At 31.6% G+C, this 5,722-nt stretch carries 7 protein-coding genes; all 7 read left to right on the top strand.

Going from position 1 to position 5,722, the window contains the following annotated elements; all coding sequences use genetic code 11:
• The coding region (locus tag ABEA36_RS12225; RefSeq protein WP_345492596.1) for a glycoside hydrolase family 19 protein at positions 1-1,129 on the top strand (1,129 nt) is incomplete at its 5' end.
• 6 nt (positions 1,130-1,135) lie between these two features.
• Positions 1,136-1,525: a hypothetical protein gene (locus ABEA36_RS12220; RefSeq protein ID WP_345492594.1), complete on the top strand. Its 390-nt coding sequence runs from the start codon at positions 1,136-1,138 to the stop codon at positions 1,523-1,525.
• A gap of 54 nt (positions 1,526-1,579) precedes the next feature.
• Complete coding sequence (locus ABEA36_RS12215) at positions 1,580-2,311, top strand: glycoside hydrolase family 19 protein (protein WP_345492592.1); 732 nt, start codon at positions 1,580-1,582, stop codon at positions 2,309-2,311.
• Positions 2,308-3,078, top strand: coding sequence for a hypothetical protein (locus ABEA36_RS12210; protein ID WP_345492590.1), 771 nt, complete (start codon positions 2,308-2,310; stop codon positions 3,076-3,078). The genes ABEA36_RS12215 and ABEA36_RS12210 overlap by 4 nt, the downstream gene beginning before the upstream one ends.
• Before the next feature lie 116 nt (positions 3,079-3,194).
• The gene (locus ABEA36_RS12205; protein WP_345492588.1) at positions 3,195-3,662 is read left to right on the top strand and encodes a hypothetical protein; all 468 of its coding nucleotides are present in this window, start codon (positions 3,195-3,197) and stop codon (positions 3,660-3,662) included.
• Between the two features lie 144 nt (positions 3,663-3,806).
• On the top strand, positions 3,807-4,100 hold the full coding sequence (locus ABEA36_RS12200) for a tetratricopeptide repeat protein (RefSeq protein WP_345492585.1): 294 nt from the start codon (positions 3,807-3,809) through the stop codon (positions 4,098-4,100).
• Positions 4,101-4,605: 505 nt separating this feature from the next.
• The coding region (locus ABEA36_RS12195) for a type VI secretion system Vgr family protein (protein ID WP_345492583.1) at positions 4,606-5,722 on the top strand (1,117 nt) is incomplete at its 3' end.

The following is a 5,722-nucleotide window of genomic DNA, read 5'->3' as shown; positions in this document are numbered from 1 at the left end:
AGACCACTTTTATCAAACAGCATGTGAAAACAAGCGGCAACGTATTCTGGCGGAGTTAGACGAATGCCATATCACCAAGCCAGCAGAGCGAGAATACCCGCTAAAATTACTCAATGCACAGTATCAATCACACATTGATACATGGCAGATAGAAAAAGCGCAGCGAATCAAGCCTTCACTTTGGTGGGATGAGGTAGCTAAGGCGCAGGCCTCACAGACAGACAACACCGACACAGCGACAACCGATAATACACCCGTATTGAGTAACCTATCACTTGATGGTAAAGCTTGGTATTTTCATCCTGTGGGAATTAAAATGTTTGAATCGAAAAAGTGTTTTTGTGAGCGAGATTTTACTATTGAGGATTTAATTGAAATTGGTATCTCGGAGAGTAAAGCTATTGAATATATTGATACAATTAATCAAACACTAAACCAATATTCAATTAATACTTGTATCAGAAAGTTACATTTTCTAGCTCAAGTTAGACACGAGTCTGGTGACTTTTATTATAAAGAGGAGATTGCTTCAGGTCGAAGTTATGAGGGACGAAAGGACTTAGGAAATATTCAAAAAGGGGATGGTGTAAAATTTAAAGGAAGAGGATTTATTCAAATTACAGGTAGAAAAAATTATGAAAATTATGGTAGTTATATAAATATTAATTTTACAGAGGGAAGTAATAATGTGTTATTAGCTAATTTGCCTTATTGTATTGATTCCGCCGGTTGGTATTGGCAAAAGTATATAAATATTGATTTAAACACAATTGCTGATAAAAATGATTTGATTTATATATCTTATAGGATAAATGGAGGATTTAACGGTTTTAATGATAGAAAAATGAAACTTATATCAATGATGGATAAATTTGAATGTAATAATATCAATTATGAAAGTTTATATTCAATATTTACTAGTCGATGTTTTGATTTACATGATGCTGTATTTAAATATGCCAATTTAAATACAACTGAATCAAAGGAATGCTATTCCAAATATTTATCATTGACCGAGAACTATTTAAGTTGGAGCTCTATAAATGGCTGGGAAAGTGATATAGTAAAAAAGAAAAATAAAGAAAAGATAGATAAAAGGCGACTTATTGCAACAAAAGGGGTTGAATAAAATATTATGAAGATAATTTTATTTTTTTATTTAATTTTATTGAGTTTTTTTGTACATTCCACTAGCTTTGATGGTTATTATTTTCTTTCAGATAAAGAAGATTGTGATAAATATTTAATAATACAGATAAAAACTGATTTTTTTAAAATTTACACACTTGAAAATAATCAGAAAAACAAAAATTTATTTCTCCAAGGAAAACTTGAAATATTAGAAGATGATCTTAATAAATATCTGAAAATGAATCAAATTGAGGCAATTTATTATAACAGTTCTTTTGTTATACAGAATTATGGAAACTCCATGAATGATTATACTTATTTTAATTTTTGCCAAACTAAATATTTAAGTTTTTACAAATCTGATTTTGATAACAATGAAGCAGATAAAAAATAACAAATCTCACAGATTATCAACATCAACACAGCGACAACCAATAATACACCCGTATTGAGTAACCTATCACTTGATGGTAAAGCTTGGTTCTTACATCCTGTGGGGATTACCAATTTTACTAAGGATTATAATATAACTGTAAGTTTTATAGAGAAAGTAACAGGTAAAGTTGGAACATGGTTTAATGGAAAAGGAGCTGGCAAAAAATTTGGAAATGAATTTAAACTAAAAAATCCAAATATATATCAATTAGATAAGGAGTTTTTTGTATCATTGATGAATAATTCCTTAGAAGAATATAATATTATTGGAGAATATCATAAAGCCCATTTCTTGGCTCAATGTTTTCATGAGTCCGCTAGTTTTGAATCTACATTAGAGTTTGCGTCGGGTAATGGATATGATCCAGATAGACATCCCGATGCTATTAAAAATGGAAATACTACAATAGGGGATGGACCAAAATATAAAGGAAGAGGATTAATCCAGCTTACTTGGAAAAATAATTACCGTGAATATTCATCATATAAAGAAATAGATTTTGTATCAAATCCTGAATTATTAGCTCAAAATATGAAATATGCTATAGATGTTTCGTGTTGGTTTTGGCGTTATAGAGGAGGAATATATAAAAAATATAATGCTAGAGGTGATATAAATATTCTTATTGATAATGAAAAGAATAATGTTGCATTAGTAACTAAAGCTATAAACGGTGGAAAGAATGGACTTGATCATAGAATAGAAATTTTTGAAGCAATAAAAAAGGAATGGGGGCTAGAATGAGTAAAAGTATAAACTTATTTAAGGTATTTATATTGATAATTATCTATACTTTACCTGCATACTGTTATGGGGATGTGCTTTATTTAGAAAATAGTCAATCAATTTATAACTGTGTTGATAATAGTTCAACATGTGAAATTATTTTAGTACCAGATGAGTTGATAGATGATATAACAGATAGCAACTTATCTATAGATAACTTTTTAGGTGAACGGTATTTATTGCTAACACCTAAACATAATGCATCTGCTAATATTTGTTATTCTTCATATTCAATTAAAGAAAATAAAATTGATCCGATAGAAAGAAATATACTAGGTAGCGGTAATATAAACTTGTGTCAATATAGAAAAATTAATAATCAAATTATTAGTCGTTATCGTGATGCAGGAAAGTGGATTGAACGTTTATATCAAGAAGAAGGTGGAAAGTACAAGCTATTAATTGAAGATCAATGCATTGGCTGTGGAACTATATATAGAATTATTTTTAATAATAATTACCTCTCCTATAAACTGGTTAGTGATAAAGATGACTTGTATAAACGAGAGCAGTTGACTAAATTTATTCTAACGGACAAATCTTTTTTGTATGCTAATAATGATGAAAAATCAAAAACTAAAATGTATTTAGTAAAAGGAGATAAAGTCAATTTATTAAATATGCAAGATGATTTTTATGAAATTGAATATACTACCAAAAGTAATAAAATAATTAAAAAATGGCTACACTGTAGTGCAATTGATGCCTGTGTGAGTAGTGATTAGAATATTAATTAATATGATCGGTTTTTAAATTTTTAACCTTTAATATGTAATATTGGGCTATTCGATAATTAATATTAAAAATAATTCACGCGTGAAATAAAAATTAAAGAGCTATGATGAATAAGTTCATTTTATTTACCTGTTTATTTATCTCATTTTATTCTATTGCAACAAGTAGTATGAATGAAATTACCAGACATGCTTATCTTGATAACGATAATATCAAAGATAAAATAGTCTGTGGGAAAGATATTTCCAATGAAGAAAGCTATGCTCCGACTTATGAATGTCAAATAACTACTAAGTCAATAAATGTATTCTGGACTGTAACAAATAATAATGAATGCTCTGATTATAATATTGATTCAAATGTTAAAGGAGAGTTTTATATTCAATGTGGGACTTATGGGAAAGACATTTCTTATTATTATAAATTTGATGAAAAATTAAAAAATTGGTTTTTATTTAAAATAAAAACAGAATTTCTTCTTATGTCTGGTGATTATGAAGTTCAAGATATCCAGATCGAAGAGCCTAAAGAACAGTGGAGTATTGATAAGAAAAAATTAAAAATTAATAATTAATAATTCGTTAAATGCCCTGGAATTTATAGGAATAATTGAAAATAAATATACTCAAAAAAATATGCAGAAATTTTATTATTAGCTAATGACAATGACAATGACAATGACAATGACAATGACAATGACAATGACAATGACATTGATATGTCAATGCTTTCACAAAAAACAGTTGAAAAGTATAATAATTTAGCTTTTTATTTTCAGAAATCAGGGGCAATAATTCAATCGGTAAATATTTTAAATTTCATAATTGAAAGATTCCCTAATAGAGTAGTTGCTTATCTTAACTTAGCCGATTCTTACTTGGTTCTACATAAAAATTCTGAAGCTCTATCTAATTATCAGAAATATATCGAGTTGATGAAAAAAGAAGGTAAGGAACATAAAATCCCAGATAGAGTATTTAAAATTATCTTATCATTAGACAAAAATCAATAATGTAATAATGAAAAGATAATATATCAATTAATACAGAAACCCCATAGGAGTGGATAGGTTTTAAGACGATAGAGGAGCAGGCTAACACCAGTGAATTAGCTCTTAAGATGGAAGCCAATAAAGCGGTTAGATTAGATTTACAGATTAGCTATTAACATTTAAGTAAATAAAAAAATATCCTCTCATCTTCTTCGTTAACGATTATTTACATTCAATATTCCCTTTACATTTCATATACAAAATTATCGGTATCATGTATTAAAATAAGTGGTTATTTCGATTAATAAAAGATACTATCTGGATACATGTTAAGCTGTCGATAATGATTGATGATTAATTGATAATCAATTATCTATAAATTTAACGATATGTTTTATATCAAGTATTATTAAATTAACTATTTTGGGACGTTTGATAAAGATAAAAAGAATACCGTTTAATAAAAAATAAAATTATAACAAAACAAAAATAATAAAAGTTTCACAGGATGAAAAAGGAGAACACAATGACTGTATCATTAGAAGGTACTGTTGCTGCGCATTTAAATTATTTACATGCCGATAATCGTTATAGCTTAAACATAGGTAAAACAAAATCGCTTTTATCAGTTTTAGCTGTTACGGTTGATGAACAACTGGATAACCCTTGGTTGGTTGATGTTACTTTCACAAGTAGTGATAAACAGTTAGCTATTGATTCTATTTTAAGCCACCCCGCCTCTTTCTCCTTTAAACCACACAGTGTCAGTGACATGCTGCGGCATATCAGCTCACTCGATACGCCAGCCATGCCTCGCACATTATATGGGGTGGTAACCGAGTTTAGTCAGTTATCGGTGAACAAAGATGAAGCGCATTATCGGGTGGTGCTTGCGCCACGTTTGGCGCTGCTTGCAAACGACTGCACCAGTGCGATTTACCAAAACCAAAGTGTGGTCAGTGTGGTGGAGTCGGTGTTACGCCGCCATGGCTTTACCGGTGTGGATTATCGCTTAGAGCTTAAAGAGACCTACCCGGCAAGGGAGTTTATCACGCAGTGGCAAGAGAGTGATTTAGCCTTTGTGCAGCGATTACTTGCTGATGTGGGAATATGGCTGCGCTTTGAAAGCCATGCCGAGCATCACTGCGATGTGTTGGTCCTGAGTGATTATGAACAAGGTCTGGCCAATGCCGGGCATATTGTGTATAAAACCCCCAGTGGCATGGGTGATAACAGCCGCCACAGTGTGTGGGATTTACAGTTAACTGGTAAAACGGTGACACGTCAGGTGATGGTCAATGACTATAATTATCGTGATGCACAGGCTGACCGTTATGGTTTAGTCAATACCGAGCCGAAAGACAGCACCACCGTCGGCACGGATTACCGGTATGGCGAGCACTACAAAGCCAAAGGTGATGGTGAGTCGGTTGAAAGTGGTCATTGGTATGCCACAATTCGCCACCAACAGCACATCAGTGAAAAGGTGATAATCCGGGGTAAGTGTAATGACTATCGCTTAGCGCCGGGTCAACGGATTGTGATTGACGGCAGTCCGCTTGGTGGGATTAGCGAAGGCATTATGATTTTAAGTACGCAAAGCCACGGTGACCGCAGCGCGGCTTATGAGATGGCGTTTACCG

Origin of the sequence: Orbus sasakiae, from assembly GCF_039542345.1 — a bacterium.
GTDB classification, from domain to species: Bacteria; Pseudomonadota; Gammaproteobacteria; order Enterobacterales; family Orbaceae; genus Orbus; species Orbus sasakiae.
Note: the sequence above shows the minus strand (reverse complement) of the source record. Positions and strands in the feature narration are given on the sequence as shown.

Bases quoted from the DNA above. Each gene is read 5' to 3' on its own strand.
- ABEA36_RS12220 (WP_345492594.1), top strand. From the start codon at position 1,136: ATGAAGATAATTTTATTTTTTTATTTAATTTTATTGAGTTTTTTTGTA.
- ABEA36_RS12210 (WP_345492590.1), top strand. From the start codon at position 2,308: ATGAGTAAAAGTATAAACTTATTTAAGGTATTTATATTGATAATTATC.
- ABEA36_RS12205 (WP_345492588.1), top strand. From the start codon at position 3,195: ATGAATAAGTTCATTTTATTTACCTGTTTATTTATCTCATTTTATTCT.
- ABEA36_RS12200 (WP_345492585.1), top strand. From the start codon at position 3,807: ATGTCAATGCTTTCACAAAAAACAGTTGAAAAGTATAATAATTTAGCT.